We start from the raw sequence: 23218 nt of genomic DNA, 5'->3' as shown, positions 1-23218 counted from the left end.
CCCTCCTTAATTATATAATTCTTCTACTGAAACGCCACGTAATTTCGCAACATCTTCAGCATTTTTTAGATTTTGTAAACCATTGATAGTTGCACGAACCATATTGATTGGTGTATTTGAACCTAAAGATTTACTTAAGATATCAGTGATACCTGCTAATTCTAATACGGCACGAACTGGACCACCTGCGATAACACCAGTACCTGGTGCAGCTGGTTTTAATAGTACGCTTCCTGAACCATATTGACCTGTGATCATATGAGGTGTTGTTCCTTCAACACGTGGAACGACTACTAAATCTTTTTTAGCTACTTCTACAGCTTTTTTGATAGCTTCTGGTACCTCTTGTGCTTTACCTGTACCGAAACCGACACGTCCATTTTTATCTCCTACGACAACAAGTGCAGTGAAACGGAAACGACGTCCACCTTTTACAACTTTTGCAACACGATTAATTGTAACAACGCGTTCTTCGAATTCTTTCGTTTCTTCATCTCTACGAGCCATGTAATTTGTCCCTCCTTTAAATTAAAATTCTAATCCGTTTTCGCGAGCTGCATCAGCTAAAGCTTTCACACGGCCATGGTATAAATAACCTCCGCGGTCGAATACGATCGCTGTAATGCCTTTGTCTTTTGCTCTGTTAGCTAATACTTCGCCTACTTTTGTAGATAATTCTACTTTAGAACCTGATTCATTTGCAAGTTCGCTATCTTTAGTTGAAGCCTGTGCTAAAGTTTCGCCTTTAACATCATCAATGATTTGTGCATAGATGTGTTTGTTGGAACGATAAACGTTTAGACGAGGTTTTTCAGCTGTACCAGATAATTTAGAACGAACACGTGCATGTCTTTTAAGACGTACTTTGTTTTTATCGATTTTGCTGATCATTGTCATACTCCTTTCTATAGAGTGTTATTTATTATTTACCAGTTTTACCTTCTTTACGGCGAACGTATTCACCTTGATAACGGATACCTTTACCTTTATATGGTTCTGGAGGTCTTACCGCACGAATATTAGAAGCATAAGCACCTACTAATTCTTTAGAAATACCAGAAACTGTAACGGTAGTGTTTTTCTCTACAGAAAAGCTAATGCCATCTTCTGCTTTGATTTCAACTGGGTGTGAATAACCAACGTTAAGTACTAAGTTTTCACCTTGCATTTGAGCACGGTAACCAACACCAACAAGTTCTAGTGATTTTTCAAAGCCTTTTGAAACACCGATAACCATGTTGTTAATTAACGCACGAGTTGTACCATGTTCTGTTCTATCTTCTTTTTCGTCAGTAGGACGTACAACTTCTAAAGTATTTTCACCTTGTTTGTAAGTCATTCTATCATTTAATGTTTTGCTTAATTCACCTTTAGGACCTTTAACAGAAACTGTGTTTCCATCAACTGTTACTGTTACGTCGCTAGGGATGTCAATCAATTTTTTACCAACACGACTCATGTTATCGCACCTCCTTTTATATTATTACCAAACGTATGCTAGGATTTCTCCGCCGACATTGCGTTTTCTAGCTTCTTTGTCAGTGATAACACCTTCAGATGTTGATACTAATGCAATACCTAAACCGTTAAGTACTTTAGGTACTTCGTTTGCTTTTGCGTAAACACGTAGTCCTGGTTTTGAAATACGTTTTAAGCCTGTAATAACGCGTTCGTTATTTTGACCATATTTAAGGAATAAACGGATAACACCTTGTTTGTCATCTTCTACGTATTCAACATTTTTAATGAAACCTTCATTTTTTAAGATTTCAGCGATTTCTTTTTTAATATTTGATGCAGGTAATTCTAATCTTTCGTGACGAACCATGTTTGCGTTTCTCACGCGAGTCAGCATATCTGCAATTGGATCTGTCATTGTCATTGAATTTTGCCTCCTTTCAGTATCTTTGTCTTACCAGCTAGCTTTACGTACGCCAGGAATTTGTCCTTTATAAGCTAATTCTCTAAAACAAATACGGCATAATTTGAATTTACGATATACGGAATGTGGACGGCCACAACGTTCACAGCGAGTATATTCACGAACTTTAAACTTTTTGTTTTGTTGCTGTTTAGCAACCATTGAACTTTTAGCCACTTAATTAGTCACTCCTTTAGAGATTATTTTTGAAATGGCATACCGAATTGACTTAGTAATTCGCGAGCTTCTTCGTCTGTGTTAGCTGAAGTAACAATAACGATATCCATTCCTCTTACTTTACTTACTTGATCATAGTCGATTTCTGGGAAAATTAACTGTTCTTTAATACCTAGAGTGTAGTTACCTCTACCGTCGAATGCTTTTTTAGAAACACCGCGGAAGTCACGTACACGTGGTAATGATACAGCGATAAGTTTGTCTAAGAATTCGTACATTCTTTCACCGCGAAGTGTAACTTTTGCACCGATTGGCATACCTTCACGTAAACGGAATGTAGCGACAGATTTTTTAGCTTTTGTTACTAATGGTTTTTGACCAGTGATAGCTTGTAATTCCTCAACAGCATTGTCTAGTACTTTTGAGTTTTGAACAGCATCACCAACACCCATATTCACAACGATTTTTTCAATTTTAGGTACTTCCATTACTGAACTGTAGTTAAAGTTTTTAACAAGGCTTTCAGTAATCTCAGAGTTGTATTTCTCTTTTAAACGGTTCACAGTGGATCCTCCTTTCAATAGTTATTAGTTATTAGATTTGAATTCTTCGCCAGATTTTTTAGCGATACGAACTTTTTTACCATCAACGATTTTGTGTCCTACACGAGTAGGTTCGTTAGTTTTTGGATCTAATAATTGTACATTAGAAACATGGATGGCTGCCTCTGTTTCTAAGATTCCACCTTCAGGATTAAATTGTGTTGGTTTTTGGTGTTTTTTCATTACGTTAACACCTTCAACAATGACACGGTCAAGTTTAGGTTGAGTTTCGAGTACTTTACCTTCTTTACCTTTGTCTTTTCCTGCGATAACTTTTACGTTGTCACCTTTTTTAATATGCATGTGTGGCACCTCCTTAAACAATAAGATTTAATCAGTTATTATAATACTTCTGGAGCTAACGATACAATTTTCATGAAGTTACCTTCACGTAACTCACGTGCAACTGGTCCAAAGATACGTGTACCACGTGGGCCTTTATCGTCACGAATAATTACACATGCATTTTCATCAAATTTGATGTAAGATCCGTCATTACGACGTACACCTGATTTCGTACGTACGACAACAGCTTTAACGACTTCGCCTTTCTTAACAACGCCACCAGGTGTAGCATTTTTAACAGTAGCAACAATTACATCGCCGATATTAGCTATTTTACGACCAGATCCACCTAATACTTTAATAGTAAGAACTTCACGAGCACCAGAGTTATCTGCTACTTTTAATCGTGTTTCTTGTTGAATCATGGATTAAACCTCCTTTATCTTTTGTTTGTTAAATAATTACAGATTCTTCAACAATTTCAACTAAACGGAAACGTTTTGATGCTGATAAAGGACGTGTTTCTTGGATTTTAACAATGTCTCCTAATTTAGCTGAGTTGTTTTCATCATGAGTTTTGTATTTTTTAGAGTATTTTACTCGTTTACCATATAATTTGTGTGTTTTATAAGTTTCAACAAGTACTGTTACAGTTTTATCCATTTTATCTGAAACGACTCTACCTACATAAACTTTACGATCATTTCTTTCGCTCACTTTTGTAACCTCCTCTTTCATTTAATTATTGATTAGCCTTTTCTTGTTCAATTTCTCTTTCACGAACTACAGTTTTCAAACGTGCAATTGTTTTTCTTACTGTGCGGATACGTGCAGTTTCTTCTAATTGACCTGTAGCTAACTGAAAGCGTAGGTTAAAAAGTTCTTCTTTTGAAGATTTGATTTGTTCTTCGATTTCTGAAGTGGTTAAGTCTCTGATTTCCTTAGCTTTCATTTGATTCACCACCCAATTCTTCACGTCTTACAAATTTCGTTTTAACTGGAAGTTTATGACTTGCTAAACGTAATGCTTCACGAGCTACTTCTTCGCTTACGCCTGCGACTTCGAATAAAATTCTACCTGGTTTTGCAACTGCAATCCAGCCTTCTACTGCACCTTTACCAGCACCCATACGTACTTCTAAAGGTTTTTTAGTATAAGGTGTATGAGGGAAGATTTTAATCCAAACTTTCCCGCCACGTTTCATGTAACGTGTCATTGCAATACGAGCTGATTCGATTTGACGAGATGTGATCCAAGAAGTTGTAGTTGCTTGTAAACCATAATCACCAAATGTTACGTAGTTACCGCCTTTAGAACGACCAGTTGTTTTTGGACGATGTTGACGACGATATTTTACACGTTTTGGTAGTAACATTATTATTTTCCTCCTTTACCAGAATCTTTAGTAGGAAGAACTTCTCCACGGTAGATCCATACTTTGACACCAAGTTTACCGTAAGTAGTGTCTGCTTCAGCATGTGCATAACCGATGTCTGCACGAAGTGTATGAAGTGGAACAGTTCCTTCAGAGTATTGTTCTGCACGAGCGATATCAGCACCGCCTAGACGACCTGATACTTGTGTTTTAATACCTTTAGCACCTTGTTTCATTGCTCTTGAAATGGCTTGTTTTTGTACACGACGGAATGAAGCACGGTTTTCTAATTGACGTGCGATATTTTCAGCAACGAGACGAGCATCTAAATCGATTTTTTTGATTTCGACAACGTTGATGTGTACTTTTTTGCTAGTTAATGAGTTTAATTGGTTACGAAGTTTTTCAATTTCTGAACCGCCTTTACCAATGACCATACCAGGTTTACCAGTATGAATTGCGATATTGATACGGTTAGCAGCACGTTCGATGTCTACGTGAGAAACTGATGCTTCTTTTAATGCGTTATCAATAAATTTACGGATTCTTAAATCTTCGTGTAGTAATGATGCGAAGTCTTTATCTGCATACCATTTAGCTTCCCAATCGCGGATTACACCAACACGAAGTCCGATCGGATTAATTTTTTGACCCACAGTGTTCCCTCCTTAAAATGTTATTAAGCTTCTTGAGCTTCTTCTTCATTGCCGTCACTAACGACGATTGTAATGTGGCTTGTACGTTTGTTGATCGCACTTGCACGACCTTGTGCACGTGGACGGAAACGTTTTAATGTTGGTCCTTCGTTAGCATAAGCTTCTTTAACTACTAATTCATCTGTGTTCATGTCGTAGTTATGTTCAGCATTTGCTAAAGCGGACATTAATAATTTCTCAACAACTGGTGATGAAGCTTTGTTAGTTAATTTTAAGATAGCAATCGCTTCTCCAGCGTTTTTTCCTCTTATTAGATCTAATACTAATCTAACTTTACGAGGTGCGATTCTTATTGTTTTAGCAACCGCTTTTGCTTCCATTAGGATTTCCTCCTCTACTTGTTAGAATTTATTTATCTTCTTGTTTTTTTGTCATCTGCTGCGTGACCTTTGAAAGTACGAGTTGGTGCAAATTCACCTAATTTATGACCTACCATATCTTCAGTTACATAAACAGGTACATGTTTACGGCCATCATACACTGCAAAAGTATTGCCGATGAAGTTAGGGAAGATTGTTGAACGACGAGACCAAGTTTTGATTACTTGTTTTTTCTCGCTATCGCTTTGCGCTTCCACTTTTTTCATTAAGTGATCATCGACGAAAGGTCCTTTTTTAATACTACGAGCCATAGTGGCGCCTCCCTTCTTATTGTGTGCGTGCAGCGTTTAAGCCGCACACCCAAATAAGTTATTAGATTTATTTTTTCTTACGTCCACGAACGATAAATTTATCAGATGATTTTTTACCGCGGCGTGTTTTCTTACCAAGTGTAGGTTTGCCCCATGGTGACATTGGAGATGGTCTACCGATTGGTGCACGTCCTTCACCACCACCGTGAGGGTGATCGTTAGGGTTCATTACAGAACCACGAACTGTTGGACGGATGCCTTGCCATCTTGAACGTCCGGCTTTACCAACATTGACAAGTTCATGTTGTAAGTTACCAACTTGGCCTACTGTAGCACGGCAAGTTGAAAGGATCATACGAACTTCGCCAGATCTTAATCTTACTAATACGTATTTACCTTCTTTACCAAGTACTTGTGCACTTGCACCTGCTGAACGAGCAAGTTGTCCACCTTTACCAGGTTTAAGTTCGATATTATGGATAACAGTACCTACTGGGATGAATTGAAGTGGTAATGCGTTACCTACTTTAATATCTGCGTTTTCACCGCTTTCAACTTCTTGTCCTACTTTTAATTCTCTAGGAGCGATGATATAACGTTTTTCACCGTCTGCATATACTAACAATGCGATGTTTGCTGAACGGTTTGGATCGTATTGAATTGAATCAACTTTTGCAGTGATTCCATCTTTATTACGTTTAAAATCAATTGTACGGTATTGACGTTTGTGTCCGCCACCGTGATGGCGTACTGTCAATTTACCTTGGTTGTTACGTCCCGCTTTTTTCGGTAGCGGTTGTAATAATGACTTTTCAGGTGTAGATTTCGTAATTTCTGCGAAATCTAATGTAGTCATATTACGACGACCATTTGTATATGGCTTGTATTTTTTAAGAGCCATTGTCGCTTACCTCCTTATTGGTAATGTTTTAATTAGTTAAATAAGTCAATTTGACCTTCTTTTAATGTCACGATTGCTACGCGGCGTTTGTTTGTATAACCTTGGTAACGACCCATGCGTTTTTTCTTAGGTTTATAGTTGATGATGTTCACACTATCAACTTTGACATCAAAGATTTTTTCTACTGCGATTTTAACTTGTGTTTTGTTCGCACGAGTATCTACATCGAATGTGTATTTGTCTTCTGCCATTGCTGCAGATGATTTTTCAGTGATTACGGGGCGCTTAAGAATATCTCTTGCATCCATTATCCGAGCACCTCCTCAACTTTTTTAGCAGCTGCTTCAGTGATTACGACACTATCAGCGCTTGTGATATCTAATACGTTTAATCCTTGAGCTGTTGTTACTTGTACGCCAGGAATGTTACGTGCTGATAACGCAACGTTAACGTCTTCTGATTCTGTAACAACTAATACTTTTTTAGGTTGTTCTAAATTAGTAAGGATTGTTTTGAATTCTTTTGTTTTTGGAGCTTCAAGAGCTAAGCTGTCTACTACTTTAAAGCCATTTTCTTGTACTTTAAATGATAGTGCTGAGCGTAAAGCTAAACGACGCATTTTCTTAGGCATTTTGTATGCGTAACTTCTTGGTGTTGGTCCGAATACAGCACCACCACCACGCCATTGTGGCGCACGGATTGTACCTTGACGTGCACGTCCTGTACCTTTTTGTCTCCATGGTTTACGTCCACCGCCTCTTACTGCTGAACGGTTTTTAACAGAGTGAGTACCTTGACGTAATGAAGCACGTTGTAAGTTGATTGCTTCGAAAAGTACATCATTGTTTGGTTCGATTGCAAATACTGCATCACTTAGTTCAACAGAACCTGCTTTAGTTCCGTCTACTTTTAACACATCATAATTAGCCATTATGCTTTTCCTCCTTTCATCTCTTATTATTTATTACCTTGTTTAATTGCTGTTGTAATTTCTACAAGACCTTTTTTAGGACCAGGTACGTTACCTTTTACTAAAATAACGTTGTTGTCTGTATCGACTTGAACAACTTCTAAGTTTTGTACAGTTACTGTGTTGCCACCCATACGGCCAGGCATTTTTTGTCCTTTGAAGACTCTTGATGCATCTGATGCCATACCTACAGAACCGGGAGCTCTGTGGAAGTGAGAACCGTGTGCGCTTGGTCCGCGTCCTTGGTTATGACGTTTAATGGCACCTTGGAAACCTTTACCTTTAGATACGCCTGTTACATCAATGATATCTCCAGTTTCAAATTTATCTACTGAGACTTCTTGACCTACTTCGTATTCATCCACGTTTACGTTTCTGAATTCACGAATGAAGCGCTTAGGTGCTGTGTCTGCTTTTTTAGCGTGACCTTCAGTTGGTTTATTTGCATATTTGTTTGATTTGCTACCTTTTCTGTAACCTTGTTTGTCTTCAAAACCTACTTGGATAGCGTCGTAACCGTCAACTTCTGCAGTTTTCTTTTGTAATACTACGTTTTGTCCTGCTTCTACTACTGTAACTGGGATTAATTCGCCATTTTCGCCGAATACTTGAGTCATCCCAATTTTTCTTCCTAAGATTCCTTTGGTCATCGAAAGTCCACCTCCTAATTTTGTCTATTATAATTTAATTTCGATGTCTACACCAGATGGTAAGTTTAAGCCCATAAGAGCATCTACTGTTTTAGGTGTAGGGTTTACAATGTCGATTAAACGTTTGTGTGTACGTTGTTCGAATTGTTCACGTGAATCTTTGTACTTATGCACTGCTCGAATAATTGTATAAACAGATCTTTCTGTTGGTAATGGAATTGGTCCTGAAACTTCAGCACCAGAACGTTTTGCAGTGTCAACAATTTTTTCTGCTGATTGATCAATTACTCTGTGATCATAAGCTTTTAATCTGATTCTGATTTTTTGTTTTGCCATGATTTTCCCTCCTTATACGTCTACATTTAAGTGATAGACTTCTCCACGAAAACTATCTCACACAACGCCATGGCAAAGCGGCCGGGTGTGTCAGTAACCTTTCGCTTCATCGCGTTTGTAAAGTCCAACATGATTCATACTACATGATTTACGTTGGATAATCAAGGTCTTTGTATAAAATTCCTCTTTGTCTAACACATACTTTATTATTGTAATGGATTTGAGGACTGACTTCAACCCCTTTGTAAATATTTTGTTTAGCTTGTTATGACTTTTTTAATTTTTATTTCTCTACATTAAAATACTTCATAAGTTAATCCTTTATTTATTCCTCTATAGTTCGATATACTAGATATAAATCGGTGAGGTGGTGAATTAATTTTGAAACGAAATATGAGAACAATCGCTATCGTCCTTAGCATTGTCCTATTAATATGTGAATTTATTTATGGCATCCCATTCTTAGGTGGCAGTATCATACTCAGCTTTGGCTGGCAGCCACTCATTATCAACATTATATTGTATGCCGTACTCATTGTTATGTTTGCTGTCGATAGTCAAAATACCATTCGTCCCATGATTGTCATACCTATCATTGGTGCAATCGGAACATTACTTGCGTTTATTCCAATTGTCGGTATGATCGTACACTGGGTATTATTCTTCTTATTAATATTCTTCACAGTTACACTATTTGCCGCACCAACGTATATTCAGAATTCAGAAGCAAAAACAATTTATAATGAAGAAAATGATCACGATAAACAATAGTTTCATACTATAGATACTCAATCATAAATAAAAACGCCTTCGCATATAGTTACGATTTCTATATGTGAAGGCGTTTCTTATATCACGATCTTTTTAAATCAACCATGAACGAAAATGAAATACAAGATAAATAATATCATTAATGCGTACATAATCGGATGAACTTCTTTATGTTTTTTCGTAATGAGCATTGTGATTGGATAGAAGATAAATCCGCAAGCAATACCTGTCGCAATTGAATAAGATAACGGCATCATGATGATAGTAATGAAAGAAGGGACTGCAACTTCAAATTTCGTCCAGTCTATCTCAGCAAAGTTTGCCGCCATCAGTACCCCAACGACAACGAGTGCTGGCGTGGTTACTGCACTTGTGACAACTTCTAACAGTGGACTGAAGAAGACTGCCAGTAAGAAACAGATACCGGTGACGATACTCGCAAAACCTGTACGTGCACCTACAGCGACACCTGAACTTGATTCTATGTATGACGTCGTTGTTGTTGTACCGAAGATGGAACCCACAATTGTAGCGAGTGAGTCAGAGAATAATGCACGGCCTGCTCGAGGCATTTTATTATCTTTCATAAAGCCGGCTTGATTTGCGACAGCCATCAATGTTCCTGCTGTATCAAAGAAATCAATAAATAAGAATGTTAATATAACGATTAAAAACTGAACCGTAAACAATTGACCTGGATCTTTGAAAGCTTCAAAGGCTGCCCCAAATGTAGGCGCAATACTTGGTGCCTTACTTACAACACCATTTGGTACGTTAATCAAACCAGTGACCATACCTGAAATGGCCGTGAGCACCATACCTATAAAGATGGCACCTGGCACTTTAATCGCATACAAAATCACAGTAATGATAATACCAAAAATCGCTAATAATACTGGACCATCAGTCAGTTTTCCTAATGTGACTAATGTTTCACTATGTTCAACGATGATGCCTGAACTTTGTAAACCGACAAATGTAATAAACAACCCAATCCCGGCGGACACGGCCATCTTCATTTGATGCGGAATTGCGTTAATAATAATTTCCCTCAGACCAGTGACAGTAAGTAAAGTAAAGATGATACCTGAAAAGAGGACACCAGTTAAACCAACTTGCCAAGGAATACCCATTGTAAGAACAACGGTAAAGGCGAAGAACGCATTCAAGCCCATTCCTGGCGCTAACCCAATTGGATAACGTGCGATGATCCCCATAAACAAACAACCTACGAATGCTGCGAGTGCAGTCGCTACGAAAACAGCCCCTTGGTCCATTTTCATATCATCTGTCGCACCATCCACGCCTGCTAAACTCAAGATTTGCGGATTGACGGCTAAGATGTAAGCCATAGACAAGAATGTAGTTATCCCACCTAGGATTTCACTCTTATAACTTGTCCCATGCTCATCAAATTTGAAATATTTTTTCACAGCAAGTTCTCCTTTTCTAAAAATACTTTCCCATTTTAATACTATTTCCTTAAAAACACAAGATTATCCGAACATAAACCGAAAATATCTGCTATAGGTTCGGTTATTTACAATTTCAAATCTTTCAGAGCGTCTTTGAATGGATTGTTTTCCAATCCATCATCTTTCATGTATTTCTTCATTTCTTTCTTGGATACTTTGCCTGATTTTTTATTTTTATGGCGTTCATCCATCTGTGCTTGGGTTTCTGTATGACCACAGACACAACAGTATACCGCTTCTTTCCCTCTACCAAACAATGTCATTTTCTTATGACAGTTTGGACAACGTGCATTCGTCTTACGCTGTTCGTTTTTCTTCGTCTTACATGTTGGATCAGGACAGACGAGCATTTGTCCATTTTTGGTTTTGACTTTGATCATGAATTTACCGCATGTCGGACATTCTGTCGTCGTGAGATTATCATGTTTATATTTCTGTTCACTCGCTTTGATTTCATCCACGATTTCATGCGTAAATTGTTTCATCTCTGACATAAACTGTTTTGGATTATATTTTCCACGTTCAATACGATTGAGTTTATCTTCCCATTCAGCTGTTAATAATGGTGAAGTCAGTTTTTGAGGTGCTAAATCTAAGATTTGCTTACCTTTACCGGTTACTTTGATCTTATTGTCTCTAGCTTCAATGGCGTTGATGTTAAACAGTTTATCAATGATATCAGCACGCGTCGCAACCGTTCCTATACCCCCTGCTTGTTTTAATGTTTCGGCATGTTTTTTATTATCGATGTCAAAGAATTTTTGTGGACTCTCCATCGCTTTTAATAGTGAACCTTCATTAAAGTAAGGTGGTGGCGTCGTTTCGTGTGCTTTAATCTGAGATTGTTGAATCTTAAATTGATCACCTTGTTTCCATTGATGTGCAGAAGTTGTGGTCTTCAACTGATCTTCATGTAACGCTTGATAACCAGGAGATGTTGTAATTTGATCTTTAAATACAAATGTATCATCTCCTACTTTTATATGTACTGTCGTCGCATCATATTCATGTGGTGGAAGCATATTTTCTAAAAATCGTTCAGCAATCAAGGTATAGATTTTACTTTCACGTTGACTGAGTGATGATAAATCGGCTCTCACTTCTGTAGGTAACAACGCATGGTGGTCAGAAACCTTATGATTGTCGATGAATTTGTAATGTTTTTTCAATGGCTGCTGAAGTAATGGCTTAATATGTGGTTTGAATGAAGTTCCCATCATCGCTTGTAAACGATCCTTTAATGTATCTTTCATATCTTCAGTTAAGTAATTGGAATCCGTACGTGGATATGTGACGAGTTTATGCCGTTCGTATAAATTTTGAAGCGTATTCAGTGTTTCTTTTGTGCCCATGTGATAACGGCGGTGTGCCTCTTGTTGTAAATCGGTTAAGTTAAACAGGCGTTGTGGATATGACTTTTTGTGCTTTTTATCGATGGATGTAATCGTTGCTGTTTGCCCTTTTATATGCTGTTCCATTTCTTCAAACGTTTCACGTTTACGATGTGATTGTGGCGTCACACATTTGAATGTTTCTCCTTGAATTTGAACTTCAAAGGTATAATATGTCTCTGGTTTAAATTGATTGATTTCATCTTGTCTCATTTGAACCAATTGAATGGTCGGGGTCTGCACACGACCGAGTGAGAGTTGTGCATCATATTTTGTCGTCAATGCACGTGTCGCATTAATCCCTACAATCCAATCCGCTTCACTACGTGCAAGCGCGGCTTGATACAAGTGTTGATACTGACGTCCATCTTTTAAGTGTTTAAAGCCTTCTTTAATCGCCTTTGGTGTCACGGAACTAATCCATAAACGCTTGATTGGTTTTTGATTATGTACTTTATCTAAAATCAGTCTTGCTACGAGCTCCCCTTCTCTTCCAGCATCCGTCGCAATGATAATGTCTTTGACGACAGATTTCGTCATCAACAATTTTACTGTGTTAAATTGCTTTTTTGTTTTTGGAATTACAACGGTTTTCATTTTAGAAGGAATGATGGGTAAATCTGATAACTGCCATGTTTGATATGATTTATCATATTGTTCTGGTGTAGCATTGGTAACGAGGTGCCCTAACGCCCACGTTACGATGTAGCGTTGATTTTCAAAGTAACCTTGTCGTTGCTGAGACACGTTCAATGCATTCGCAATATCACGAGCCACAGAAGGTTTCTCTGCTAAAATTAATGATTTCATAGTTACGTCCTTTCTTTCCTTGTTCATAGTATATTGTAACACGTATATTTTATACATAACTTCCATTTCTGAAGGAAAATCCATATAATTAAACCATAAAGCACTGGCGATGGGGGATATTATGGAGATTATAAAATTATCTGAACCACAACACATCTTATCATTTATAGACACGGCACAGTATCACACCGCTTCCTACCTATACAAACTGCCACAAGCGCATCAACAAATCGAATCGTTTATAGCTCGAGCTGCTGAAGATCCAGGTGTATTTGCATTAGTTGATGAATCCAATGACATTCATGCTTTAATACTCGCACTTAAATACGACACCAATCGTTATAAAGTCATTGGTCCGTTTCTACATCCTGACTTTGAACTTGACGCACATCATTTTAAACAACTTTTCCATGCGATGACTGAAAACCAGCCGACCCACGCAAATTTCAACTTTTCATTCGAAGAGCACGAGCAACGTTACGAGGATTTAATGAAAACCATTCAAGCCGGGTATTATTTTACAGATTACCATTTGTCGGCTCATCAAGATGTCGGCACTGTCGAACGCAAACAAAATATAACTGCGTATCGACCTGCTTATTTTCATATGTTTAGCAAGTTACATCAAGAGACCTTTAAGCATGATGCGTTGACTGCACAACAGATTGTAGATTCACTAGATGAGGATCATCATTTATTCATGTTTATGTCTGAGGGGATATTAAAAGGCTACGTTTATTTAACGTTTCATCCGTCGAATCACACAGCTGAGATCAAATACTTCACTTCGCATACCGATTACCGATTCAAAGGTATAGCGTTTGATCTTTTAAAATATGCACTTCATTTTGCTTTTGAGCGAGAAGATTTGAACGCCATCTACTTTAAAATTCGCAGTAAAAACTATCGTCTTGTCGAACGTTTCAACGAACTAGGTTTTCATGTGAATCACAAATACGATAAATACAAATATGTGGCATCGCATTTACAACAGCGTTAAATAATAACAACCAAATACAATAGGACAGCAACACGTCAATCGTGAAGCTGTCCTTTTTCTATACAAAAAACATTTGATATAAGTAAATAGCCACAATACTAATCATGATCGAGATGTTTGTCGTCATAGCAACAAATGGCAATGTCTTGTATCTAAATTGAATCGTATATTGGATAATTGCCACACCAACAGGTAATAACCAAGCCACTTGGAGCGTCGTTTTAATCATTGGATCATCTACTGGTAATAAGAATGCGACGAGCAAACCAGCGACGATCGCAAAGCCATAATGTAAGCCTAAATATTTTAATACGAGTGGTAACCATTTTCGTTCTAGTGTAAAATTAAGCGTTAAACCTAATAAAATCATAGAGAGTGGCATGTTCGCTTGAGATAGAATGTTAAAGAAATTTTCAACAGGTTCAGGGAAATGAATGTGACTAATATTCAATGTAAACATGACGATATAAGTCACTAATGGCACAGATTTCGCTAAAGACATGAGGATGGCGCTGAAATTTAACTGTTTCGGTCCATCACTAAAGTAACTACCGATAATGTAAGTCACACCAAACATCATGATGGAAGCACCGACGTCAGCCATACCAAAATAGATGAGCCCTTGTTCTGGCCAAATGGCTTCCACGAGTGGATAAGCGAATAAACCGATGTTCAGTGATGCTGTCATCATCCCTACCGTACCACGAATTTGATTGTCATATTTTAAAAAGCAAAGTATCGCAATGAATTTCGTAATTAAGGCATAGACAATCATCATAATAGGTAAGATGGAAAGTGATAAATCTAACTCAGCACTGTTTAAATTTACTATGATAAGTGATGGTAGTGTCACATTAAAGACAATCGTCGAAAGCACTTTGCTGTCGGACGCCTTTAAGTAATTAATTCTCTTTAAGAAATAACCTAAAGCGATTAATAAAATAATAAATATAAACTGTTGTGTCACAACGATTCCCTCTTCCTATTTATGTATTTATCTTATTCAATAGGTGATTTTGACCTTTTATTTTAGAAAATGTCACATCATGTTATAATTCAACTAATTTAATATGCTTCATCCACGCGACGACAAGGAGGACGTTCATGGATTTAAAACAACAGTTAATTGAACTTAAACAAGATTATGTCAGATTACAAGATGACTTAGATAAGCGAGAATCTACGGGTCAAGATGTGGACCCACTCATTCGACAACTAGATGCGATTGAGCAGCAGATTGCAGCGCTCCGTTCAGAAATTCGACAAAAAGAGCAGCGCTAATAATCTAGTCAGTTGATCTGTGAAATGCTAAGATTAGAATCGTACGAGAAAGGATGTCATTCATGCAATTATATCTTATATTATTGCCTATTTTGTATCTCATAGTAAGCTACATTAGTATATTTAAGATGAATACCATCTTTACGATCATCTTACGTATTATAATGTCAGTCTTATTATTATTTGTAGTTGCCCTTTCTACATTACCATTCCCTCTTGTAAACTGGTGGGTATTTGTCGTTCTAGTATTATTAGTCGGTAATGTTGAAATCACCAATTTCAAATATATCAAACAAGACAAAAAAGGTGTCAATATCTTAAATATGATTAGTGTAATCATATTTGTAATCTATCTTATTTTAACATTGGTATTATACTAATCCTATGTTTTAAAAATAATTATTGGGCTTGAGTGCGCTAAATTTTTAAATTTCCTTGCGTACTGAGGCCCTTTTTTATGCTTATTTATAACGGCGTTACCCCATGCGATTTATTTCCTTCTAAAATATTCCCCCTTCTTAAAGTATAAAAACTGCCAACAAAGTCGAATGCTTTGTTGACAGTCTAGTTAGTCTTTTAGTTTTTTTGACGTGAAAATAGTCGTGTGACTTTATCTTTCAATGTAAAGATTACTTCGTAAATCACAGGCACTACGATGAGTGTTAACAGTGTACTAGATACGAGTCCACCAATGACTGTCGCAGCGAGTCCTTTAGAGATTAATACAGAATTATCTTGTCCAAAGAGCATTGGTAGCAACGCACCAATTGTCGCAAGCGCGGTCATAAGGATCGGTCTAATACGTGTGGCACCCGCTTCTAATAATGCTTCTTTCATCGCTAAACCTTCTTGTTGTTTATTCACTACACGGTCAATCAGGACAATCGCATTCGTTACAACAATGCCGATTAACATTAACATACCGATCATCGTTGGCACAGAAACCGTTTCTCCAGTAATGAGTAATGCTGCGATAACACCAATTACCGTATAAGGTAGTGAGAACAGAATGGTAAATGGCGCAAGTGCACCTTTAAATGTAAGCACGAGTACAAGATAGACGATAATAACAGCCGCAAGCATCGCAATAGATAGTTGCTCAATCGCATCATCTATATCATCTGTTGCTCCACCGACGTTGACACTTACATTTTTCGGAGTTTCAATCGCATTCGCTTTTTCAATCACATCACGTGATGTGCCGCCAACGTCTTCATTCGTTACTTTTCCTGTGACAGTAGCTGTGTAATCTCCTGCTTTTGTTTCGATTTTATTTGGTGTTGATGTGTGTTCTAATGTCGCGATATCGCCTAATTTAACTGTATCGCCTGTTGGTGATGGGAACGATGTATTTTCTAATTTTTGTTTAGACCAGTCGTTTTGTTTGTCTTGTTTCACTTTAACATCGATTGAATTTCCCTTGTCTTTAACTTTTGTTATCGTCTGTTCCGGCATATTTTCATTTAAAACCAGTGCTAATTGTGCGGCAGAAATTCCTTTTTCAGTCGCTTTATCTTGATCTACTTTTACATCATATTGCTCATAAGTTTGAGATAGATCTGATTTCACCCTAGCGATGCCGTCTTTCTCTTTCATCATATCTTCAACTTTTTTCACAGTACCGCTAATGGCTTTCGTTGAAGGACCTGTGACTCTTACTTCAACGTTGTCATTTGACGATCCTGTACCGAGGTCTTGATTATTCCAATCCCCTGGATGATCGTAACCTTCTAGATCAGCTAAGACTTTATCTGGTTCTTCGTCAAAATTAGGGGTGTCCTTATCATATTCAACCATGATGGCCATACTATTACTACTACCCGTCGGATCATTCGGTGAGGCACCACCTACTGAGTATTGCACAGTTTTCACTTTATCCTTGTCGTTTAAATAGTTTTGGACTTGTTCTGCGTGGTCTAACACTGATTGCTCTGTTTCTCCTGGTTCTGGTGTGTAGGTTAAGACCATGAATTTATCTTCTCCGGTAGAGATAAAGCTTGTACCAATTTTATCGCTACCTACCCCGATACTCACGATTAAAATCAATGTTGAAACAATCATGACAATCCATTTATGGTTTAAACTCCAATTTAAGATAGATTTGTAAGATCTGCCAACGACGCCCAGTTTTTCTTCTTTTTTGTTATCTTTGACGCCATGTTTAAACAAGGTTGCACCTAAGCTAGGTACGACAGTAATAGACACAAGTAATGATGCAAGTAAACTAAATGCGATAGCTAACGCGAAAGGTCTGAACATCTCACCGACTGCACCAGAGACAAAAGCCAGTGGTAAGAATACGACGATCGTTACAATCGTTGAAGACATAATCGGTTTAAATACTTCACTTGTCGCGCTCACTACTAATTTATCTCCGCTCAACTGTTCATTTTTATCTGTGAGACGTCGGTAAATATTTTCTACTACAACAATTGAGTCATCAATCACACGACCAATCGCTACTGTCAGTGCACCTAATGTCAGAATGTTTAATGACACATCTGACAGTTTCAATGCAACCATTGCTATGAGTAGTGATAACGGAATAGAAACGATAGAAATCGCTGTCGTTTTAATATTTCTTAAGAAGAAGAGAATGACAATGACTGCAACAATCGTTCCGAGTATAGCTTTTTCAACCATAGTATAGAGTGAGTCTTCAATCGGTTTCGCTGTATCCATGACTTTCGTATGAGTAAGTTCTGGATGGCCATCTGTAAAATCTTTCATTTTCTCTTTTACATCATTCGCCACTTGTACAGTATTCGCATCTTGGGCTTTGGTAATTTGAACGATGACAGCGTCTTTACCGTTTGTTTTAGAAATCGATTCACGTTCATCGCCTACGGACACGTCTGCGATTTCAGATAGTTTAACGAGTTTTGAACTTGCACTACTACTCAATGCCGCCGATGAAGCAGCGGATTGACTATCACTACCTCCCGATGATGCGCTTTCCTCACTATCTGAACTATCAGACCCTCCACTCTCTCCTTGTTGTGAAGCACTCGCACTGCTCTGCGCAGCTTGTGGTGGGATTTGCATGTTTTTCAAGGCGTTAACTGACTCGAATTCTCCATCGATGATAATAGATTTTTCGGTATTATCGAATTGGAATAAGCCTAATGGTGTTTTGCCAGAAGCATTTTTTATGTATTGTTGAACACCATCTTCAGTTAATCCATGTTCTCTCAAAGCCGCTTTATCGAATTTCAGACTGACTTCTCGGTTCGTTTGACCGTTGAGTTGTGCATTTTGTACACCTTTAATCGTCTGCAATTTAGGGATGAGTTCATCGTTAATTTTTTGCGTAGTATCTTTTAAATCCCCATCATTATGTGTGAGAGAATAAGCTACGATTGGAAATTCATCCATTGAACTGCGCATTAATTCCGGTTCTTGTACATCGTCGCTAAAATCAATCTTATCTAACTCTTTCTTTAGATCGTTTTCAGCTTTGTCCATGTTGGTTTTATCTTCATATTCAATTGTGACTAACGACGCATTTTGAACAGATTGCGCATTCACACTACTTACATTAGCCATCGACCTTACTTGATCATCGATTTTGTCGCTGATTTCATCTTTCACGGTTTCAGGTGTTGCACTCGGCATTGTGGTTTGTACCGTAATCATTGGTGGTTCTACGTCCGGTAAAAGTTCCAATTTCATCTTCACGCTGGCGTACACACCACCGAGGATAATTAACACTGTCATGAGGAATATGGCGAATTTATTCGCTAGTGAAAATTGCAATAGTTTCTTTATCAATGTTTGCGCCTCCTTTCATAGGTTTGGTTCTCATTTAACTTATCATAGTTTACGGAAGAATGGCATATATATTTTGAAAGTCATAACCATTTTATTTGTGAAAGATTTTAAAAAGTGTAAAACATAAATGAAGAGGCTGAGACAATGTTGTGCCTCAGCCTCTTTTAAGATATAACACCTTAATTCCGACGTTGTTTCAATTTTCTAGATAATGCAATTTTCGCTTTTGTCAATTTCGGTTTCACGTTCTCAATTGCCATGTATAGTGGGCGATTTAACACATAGTCAAATTCACCAATTTTTTCACTTAAATATGTGCCCCAAGATTTTTTGAACGCCCATAAACCATAGTGCTCAGAATCTTTGTCTGGTGTGTTGTCCGTACCACCGAAATCATAAGTCGTTGCACCATTATCTCTCGCATATTGCATCATGTGAAATTGCATGTGATGGTTTGGTAAGTAATCTCTGTATTCATTAGAAGATGCACCATATAGATAATAGGCTTTTTCACCACAGAACATTAATAATGCACCTGAAAGATAGATGCCATTGGGTTGTTTTTGTTGTAACTCTTTCATTTCATCGTAACGTTGTTGTGCTTTATCTAATTTAGTTTTATTATCGTTTAATTTATTGACTGTACGTTTATCTTCTTTTTTCTCTTTTAATCTAGCTCTTTCATCTGTTAACGTCGCAATCTCATTTTCAATCGTTTCGAGTGTTTCATTCGGATCTAATTTTACGAGGAATAATTCAGCATCGCCATCAGGATGTAGCGCATCATAGATTGTTTCAAAATAGCTTAGGTCTCGTGTTAAGAAACCGTCACGTTCACCTGTAATCTGCATCAAGTGGGCGAATGTTTTAAGTCCTTCGCGATCAGAACGTTCTACGGTTGTACCGCGTTTCAATGATGAACGTACTTTAGAACGGTTACGACGTTCAAAGCTTTGAATAATTTCATCATCTGGTTTATCAATTGGAGTAATCATTGCCATACGTGGTTGAATGTAGTCTTTAGAGAGTCCTTCTTTAAACCCTTTGTGTTTAAAACCTAATTCATTTAAGTGTTCTAATGCTTCTCCGCCCTCTTCGACTTCAACATATGGATCTATTTTAATCGCATAAGCTTTTTCTGCTTTCGCAACTTTTTTTGTTTCTTCTAATAGCGTTTTGAGGGCTTCTTTGTCTGAGTAATCCGTCACAAACCCTCTGGATACGTAACAAAGCGTATATGGAAGCTTAGGTACTTTTTTAAAGAGTAGTTGTCCTACACCTTTAATTTTTCCATGTTCACCTACAGCAACACGTCTTGAATACCAACCAGTCAGTTGCTTTGTTTCAGCCCATTTCGTTAATTGTAATAAATCTCCCTGTGGATGAGATTTAACAAAAGCATCATGCTCTTGGTTCGTGATATTCATTTTCTCCATAAAATTTGTATCTCCTTTTTCATTACATTATCTATATTATACAAGCTCATTATCAATCTTTCACGTTGAAACGTCTATGAAAAATGGCTCACTTTCCAATCGAAACATCGCTTCTTACTGAACGGAATTCACCCGGCAATCGCCCACTGTTGAAACATCTTTTTTCATTGATATAAAATCAAACTTCGAAACGATACTGCGCACCACGGATATTAATCGTATATGGATCAGTCGCACTTGTATCTTGTAGCACGACAGTTTGATAACCTGAATGATCCGCGACAAAGATGCGGAAAATGATGTCGTCATTATTCAGTTTCAAATCGGTATATTGCTCGTTTTCTTCAACCACTTGCATATCAAACCACGTTTGCCATTTAGCAACTGTATGTGCTCTTTCAGAACTATTAATACCAATCATACGAATTTTAAAGGTTGTCTTAATTGACTGAGTTGTTGCTCTCTCACGTCATTAGGTTCGTTCCATTGGATAAAAAAGGGCGGTTTAACTCGGTAATCTGGATCAGCTAAATATAATAATCTCCATTTAATTTTCTCGCCTTTTTTATTTACCCGTTCCATATTCACAGGGCCAATGACTTCGACATTTCTCGATTCTAAGTCTGCTTTCACTTGATCAATGTCATCCGTTTGAAAGGCGATTGATTTAAAGCCTTGGTGGAAGTGATCTTGCACAATTTGCGATGGGAATGTAACCCGCCCTTCTTCTGTTTTGACAATCTTTTGCAGTTGCTCAGTTTTATATACATCTAACAATTCTAAATATGCATTTTCGACGTAAACTAAGCGATTAAACGTCCCGAGTTGTTCGTGTTTCCCACCTGGATGAATCTTGAGCAAATTCCCTGGGAACTTGAAATCAGGTAATTTTTGAACATAGTGAATGATGTGGTCTAATTTCAGTGGCAACATGACGCCGAGCCTCCCTTTTTTCATCTACTTACTTTCATGGTATCAAACTTTGCTGTTGTTTTCCTTTATGACTCAATCCATGTTTAATTAAGCAGAATGATTTCATGCTACTATTCTTTTAAAATGTGGACTGTTGATGGGTGTTTAAGCGATTCTCACACGATTTCTGCTAAAATGTGGTCATCGTTTTGCTCAATTTTTTCAACCACTTCAACAAAAAATGATTTTTGTGCTGGTTCAAAATAATAATAAACTTGACGTTCATCGGTTTCAGATCGCATCTTTGCGACCAATTCTTTTTTGTATACTTTACGAATCAGTACATCAATTTTACTCATATCCCACATGAGCTCAAAATGAAGTGTATCCCTTAATGCTTTCCCACTTAATTTTTCATTTTCATACACATGGTACAGTAAAATAAATTCTTCTAGCGTCATTTTAAAATTAAATTTCAAAGTTTGTCTCAACTGGCTCAAGGTACGTTCAATAGTAATAATCTGTCTTAATTTGTCATTCATGTCGGTATCCTCCTACAGCATCTTGTTGTTTTTTCGTGATAACTTTACCAGTGTGTTATTAACGTATTATATAACATGTGCTAGCCTAATGCCACGCGGGACCGTTCCACTAACGTGAACTAATTTGCCACTCATTTTCAAAAATGAAACGAATAAAAAACAGGTTAACGTTCTATCCCACTCTCTCAAAGAATGAAATAAAACATTAACCTGTTATAACGCGTATCTATTTAACCACCAATGTAATTCATATTGATTTTGTGTCGTTTGCGATTAGCAACAGTGGCTTCTGTACGTTCATCTGAATAACGATCATCACGTATTTGCCACAATGCTTTAAATTGTTCTCTTAAATCATCATCGGTTGCCCCTGCACGTAAGAATGCTTTGACGTTAAATCCTTCGACAGAACTGAATAAACAGCCATAGAATTTACCATCAGAAGACAATCTCGCCCGTGTACAAGAAGAACAAAAGGACTGAGAAACACTTGTGATAAGTCCAAAACGCGCACCGTTATCTTTATGTCGATAGTATTTCGCAACCTCTCCATAATATTTCGGTGGTTCAGGTTCAATATCAAAACGGGACTCTATCATCGTCAACATTTCATCTTTTGTCACCACTTTAGAAAAATCCCATCCATTATCATTACCGACATCCATAAATTCGATAAACCGAACTTCTATATCTCTATCTTTAAAATATTGAATCATCGGTAAGATTTGGTCATCATTGACACCTTTCTGAATCACCACATTGATTTTGACATAGAAGCCAATCGATACAGCATAATCAATTTGTTGCAGTATCGTGGATGCTTTAATATTTCGATTATTAATCGCTTGGAACACACTGTCATCAATAGCATCTAAACTCACATTAATGCGACGTAAACCGGCATCATATAATTTTTGGCCATGCTTTTTCAGCAGAAGACCATTCGTCGTCATACCGATGTCTTCTACGCCGTCAAGTTGATTCAATTTATAAATTAATTTGTGCAAATCTCTACGTAATAACGGTTCCCCGCCTGTGATACGAATTTTCTTCATGCCGAGTTCCGTATATATTTTAGCGATACGTACCATTTCATCAAATGTTAATAATTCATCTTTAGGTAGAAAAACATAATCATCACCGAATATTTCTTTCGGCATACAATAGTCACAACGGAAATTACAACGATCAGTAACTGACAATCTTAAATCCCTAATAGGTCGACCGAGTTTATCAGTTATTTGTGCTACCATAATATAGCCCC

At 37.4% G+C, this 23218-nt stretch carries 30 protein-coding genes and 1 pseudogene; 4 read left to right on the top strand and 27 right to left on the bottom strand.

All coding sequences use genetic code 11. The annotated features are described in order from the left end of the window. Positions 1-6: 6 nt before the first annotated feature. The 19 genes from rpsE to rpsJ all read right to left on the bottom strand — a co-directional run bounded on the left by rpsE (position 7) and on the right by rpsJ (position 8565). Positions 7-507 carry a 30S ribosomal protein S5 gene (gene rpsE / locus APS80_RS07110; RefSeq protein ID WP_059107580.1) on the bottom strand — a complete coding sequence of 167 codons (501 nt, stop codon included), beginning with the start codon at positions 505-507 and terminating at the stop codon, positions 7-9. 21 nt (positions 508-528) lie between these two features. Then, positions 529-891: a 50S ribosomal protein L18 gene (gene rplR / locus APS80_RS07105; protein ID WP_059107579.1), complete on the bottom strand. Its 363-nt coding sequence runs from the start codon at positions 889-891 to the stop codon at positions 529-531. Between the two features lie 31 nt (positions 892-922). Beyond that, positions 923-1459 (bottom strand): 50S ribosomal protein L6, encoded by a 537-nt coding sequence (gene rplF, locus APS80_RS07100; protein WP_059107578.1) that lies wholly within the window; start codon positions 1457-1459, stop codon positions 923-925. Positions 1460-1483: 24 nt separating this feature from the next. Beyond that, positions 1484-1882 carry a 30S ribosomal protein S8 gene (gene rpsH / locus APS80_RS07095; RefSeq protein WP_059107577.1) on the bottom strand — a complete coding sequence of 133 codons (399 nt, stop codon included), beginning with the start codon at positions 1880-1882 and terminating at the stop codon, positions 1484-1486. 30 nt (positions 1883-1912) lie between these two features. Further along, the gene (locus APS80_RS07090) at positions 1913-2098 is read right to left on the bottom strand and encodes a type Z 30S ribosomal protein S14 (RefSeq protein WP_059107576.1); all 186 of its coding nucleotides are present in this window, start codon (positions 2096-2098) and stop codon (positions 1913-1915) included. 23 nt (positions 2099-2121) lie between these two features. Next, the gene (gene rplE, locus APS80_RS07085) at positions 2122-2661 is read right to left on the bottom strand and encodes a 50S ribosomal protein L5 (protein ID WP_059107575.1); all 540 of its coding nucleotides are present in this window, start codon (positions 2659-2661) and stop codon (positions 2122-2124) included. A gap of 24 nt (positions 2662-2685) precedes the next feature. After that, the gene (gene rplX, locus APS80_RS07080; RefSeq protein ID WP_059107574.1) at positions 2686-3003 is read right to left on the bottom strand and encodes a 50S ribosomal protein L24; all 318 of its coding nucleotides are present in this window, start codon (positions 3001-3003) and stop codon (positions 2686-2688) included. A gap of 38 nt (positions 3004-3041) precedes the next feature. Next, a complete protein-coding gene (gene rplN / locus APS80_RS07075; RefSeq protein ID WP_059107573.1) occupies positions 3042-3410 on the bottom strand; it encodes a 50S ribosomal protein L14 in 369 nt (122 codons plus the stop codon). Positions 3411-3438: 28 nt separating this feature from the next. Next, positions 3439-3702: a 30S ribosomal protein S17 gene (gene rpsQ / locus APS80_RS07070; RefSeq protein ID WP_002509268.1), complete on the bottom strand. Its 264-nt coding sequence runs from the start codon at positions 3700-3702 to the stop codon at positions 3439-3441. A 25-nt stretch (positions 3703-3727) separates the two neighbouring features. Beyond that, positions 3728-3937, bottom strand: a complete 210-nt coding sequence (gene rpmC, locus APS80_RS07065; RefSeq protein ID WP_059107572.1) for a 50S ribosomal protein L29 — start codon at positions 3935-3937, stop codon at positions 3728-3730. Continuing rightward, complete coding sequence (gene rplP / locus APS80_RS07060; protein ID WP_059107571.1) at positions 3927-4361, bottom strand: 50S ribosomal protein L16; 435 nt, start codon at positions 4359-4361, stop codon at positions 3927-3929. Before rplP ends, rpmC begins: the two co-directional genes overlap by 11 nt. Positions 4362-4363: 2 nt before the next feature. Beyond that, positions 4364-5017 carry a 30S ribosomal protein S3 gene (gene rpsC / locus APS80_RS07055; RefSeq protein ID WP_059107570.1) on the bottom strand — a complete coding sequence of 218 codons (654 nt, stop codon included), beginning with the start codon at positions 5015-5017 and terminating at the stop codon, positions 4364-4366. Between the two features lie 23 nt (positions 5018-5040). Beyond that, on the bottom strand, positions 5041-5397 hold the full coding sequence (rplV, locus tag APS80_RS07050; protein WP_059107569.1) for a 50S ribosomal protein L22: 357 nt from the start codon (positions 5395-5397) through the stop codon (positions 5041-5043). A gap of 32 nt (positions 5398-5429) precedes the next feature. Beyond that, on the bottom strand, positions 5430-5708 hold the full coding sequence (gene rpsS, locus APS80_RS07045; RefSeq protein ID WP_059107568.1) for a 30S ribosomal protein S19: 279 nt from the start codon (positions 5706-5708) through the stop codon (positions 5430-5432). A gap of 67 nt (positions 5709-5775) precedes the next feature. Further along, positions 5776-6609, bottom strand: coding sequence for a 50S ribosomal protein L2 (rplB, locus tag APS80_RS07040; RefSeq protein ID WP_059107567.1), 834 nt, complete (start codon positions 6607-6609; stop codon positions 5776-5778). Between the two features lie 32 nt (positions 6610-6641). Further along, positions 6642-6917 (bottom strand): 50S ribosomal protein L23, encoded by a 276-nt coding sequence (gene rplW, locus APS80_RS07035; RefSeq protein ID WP_059107566.1) that lies wholly within the window; start codon positions 6915-6917, stop codon positions 6642-6644. Further along, complete coding sequence (gene rplD / locus APS80_RS07030; RefSeq protein WP_059107565.1) at positions 6917-7540, bottom strand: 50S ribosomal protein L4; 624 nt, start codon at positions 7538-7540, stop codon at positions 6917-6919. Before rplD ends, rplW begins: the two co-directional genes overlap by 1 nt. A 26-nt stretch (positions 7541-7566) precedes the next feature. Further along, a complete protein-coding gene (gene rplC, locus APS80_RS07025; protein ID WP_059107564.1) occupies positions 7567-8229 on the bottom strand; it encodes a 50S ribosomal protein L3 in 663 nt (220 codons plus the stop codon). Positions 8230-8256: 27 nt separating this feature from the next. Continuing rightward, positions 8257-8565, bottom strand: a complete 309-nt coding sequence (gene rpsJ / locus APS80_RS07020) for a 30S ribosomal protein S10 (RefSeq protein WP_059107563.1) — start codon at positions 8563-8565, stop codon at positions 8257-8259. Between the two features lie 381 nt (positions 8566-8946). Between rpsJ and APS80_RS07015 the strand changes: the two genes are divergently transcribed. Further along, positions 8947-9336, top strand: coding sequence for a hypothetical protein (locus APS80_RS07015; protein ID WP_059107562.1), 390 nt, complete (start codon positions 8947-8949; stop codon positions 9334-9336). A 98-nt stretch (positions 9337-9434) separates the two neighbouring features. On the opposite strand, the gene APS80_RS07010 is transcribed toward APS80_RS07015, so the two are convergent. After that, positions 9435-10769, bottom strand: a complete 1335-nt coding sequence (locus tag APS80_RS07010) for an NCS2 family permease (protein ID WP_059107561.1) — start codon at positions 10767-10769, stop codon at positions 9435-9437. A 107-nt stretch (positions 10770-10876) separates the two neighbouring features. Then, positions 10877-13012: a DNA topoisomerase III gene (locus tag APS80_RS07005; RefSeq protein ID WP_059107560.1), complete on the bottom strand. Its 2136-nt coding sequence runs from the start codon at positions 13010-13012 to the stop codon at positions 10877-10879. Positions 13013-13133: 121 nt separating this feature from the next. On the opposite strand from APS80_RS07005, the gene APS80_RS07000 reads away from it, so the two are divergent. Further along, positions 13134-14012 carry a GNAT family N-acetyltransferase gene (locus tag APS80_RS07000; protein ID WP_059107559.1) on the top strand — a complete coding sequence of 293 codons (879 nt, stop codon included), beginning with the start codon at positions 13134-13136 and terminating at the stop codon, positions 14010-14012. Between the two features lie 58 nt (positions 14013-14070). On the opposite strand, the gene APS80_RS06995 is transcribed toward APS80_RS07000, so the two are convergent. Then, entirely contained in the window at positions 14071-14979 is a 909-nt protein-coding gene (locus APS80_RS06995) for an AEC family transporter (protein ID WP_059107558.1), read from the bottom strand. Positions 14980-15116: 137 nt separating this feature from the next. Between APS80_RS06995 and APS80_RS10855 the strand changes: the two genes are divergently transcribed. Next, positions 15117-15293, top strand: coding sequence for an SE1832 family protein (locus tag APS80_RS10855; protein WP_169791257.1), 177 nt, complete (start codon positions 15117-15119; stop codon positions 15291-15293). A 62-nt stretch (positions 15294-15355) separates the two neighbouring features. Beyond that, a complete protein-coding gene (gene mspA / locus APS80_RS06990) occupies positions 15356-15673 on the top strand; it encodes a membrane stabilizing protein MspA (RefSeq protein ID WP_059107557.1) in 318 nt (105 codons plus the stop codon). 196 nt (positions 15674-15869) lie between these two features. On the opposite strand, the gene APS80_RS06985 is transcribed toward mspA, so the two are convergent. The 5 genes and pseudogenes from APS80_RS06985 to moaA form a co-directional block, all read right to left on the bottom strand. Beyond that, on the bottom strand, positions 15870-19064 hold the full coding sequence (locus APS80_RS06985) for an efflux RND transporter permease subunit (RefSeq protein ID WP_059107556.1): 3195 nt from the start codon (positions 19062-19064) through the stop codon (positions 15870-15872). Positions 19065-19243: 179 nt separating this feature from the next. Then, on the bottom strand, positions 19244-20500 hold the full coding sequence (locus APS80_RS06980) for a lipid II:glycine glycyltransferase FemX (protein ID WP_059107555.1): 1257 nt from the start codon (positions 20498-20500) through the stop codon (positions 19244-19246). 178 nt (positions 20501-20678) lie between these two features. Next, a pseudogene (locus APS80_RS06975) lies at positions 20679-21430 on the bottom strand (VOC family protein). Positions 21431-21588: 158 nt separating this feature from the next. Further along, positions 21589-21954, bottom strand: coding sequence for a transcriptional regulator, SarA/Rot family (locus APS80_RS06970; protein WP_059107554.1), 366 nt, complete (start codon positions 21952-21954; stop codon positions 21589-21591). 230 nt (positions 21955-22184) lie between these two features. Then, entirely contained in the window at positions 22185-23207 is a 1023-nt protein-coding gene (moaA, locus tag APS80_RS06965) for a GTP 3',8-cyclase MoaA (RefSeq protein WP_059107553.1), read from the bottom strand. Positions 23208-23218 lie beyond the last annotated feature (11 nt).

Origin of the sequence: Staphylococcus auricularis (genome assembly GCF_001500315.1) — a bacterium.
In the GTDB taxonomy this organism is placed as follows: domain Bacteria; phylum Bacillota; class Bacilli; order Staphylococcales; family Staphylococcaceae; genus Staphylococcus; species Staphylococcus auricularis.
The sequence above is the reverse complement of the archived record's forward strand: the minus strand, read 5'-3'. Positions and strand labels throughout refer to the sequence as shown.